Origin of the sequence: Streptomyces sp. P17 (assembly GCF_032436805.1) — a bacterium.
GTDB lineage: Bacteria > Actinomycetota > Actinomycetes > Streptomycetales > Streptomycetaceae > Streptomyces.
Window position 1 is genome coordinate 1 of the sequence record NZ_JAVRBF010000605.1, and the last position, 289, is coordinate 289.

Genomic DNA, 289 nt, shown 5'->3' on the forward strand with positions numbered 1-289 from the left:
GTTGTGACCAACATGCCAATTACCACAAGTGAGTCAACGGGTGCTCGTCCAGCGACAACAATTACAGCTACTCTTCCGGAAAAACCAGGGACTAATACAGAAACAATTAAAGAAGGTCCTTATGGCGGATACAAATTTGAAGTCTATAGAATGGTTATCAAGGCAAAAATCAAAGATGACTATAGCTATGAAAAAAATCCAACTGAGTACCTGAAAATTTTACAACTCAATGATGGCCTAGGTCTTGCCAACCAAGCCTCAATCATGTGGAATGGCGAAACCAATAGTC

Annotated in this window: 1 protein-coding gene; it reads left to right on the top strand. The window is 40.5% G+C overall.

Annotation, left to right across the window (positions count from 1 at the left end):
* Positions 1 to 289, top strand: a 289-nt coding sequence (locus RMT89_RS42280) for a hypothetical protein (RefSeq protein ID WP_315889071.1), incomplete at both ends; no start/stop codon positions are given.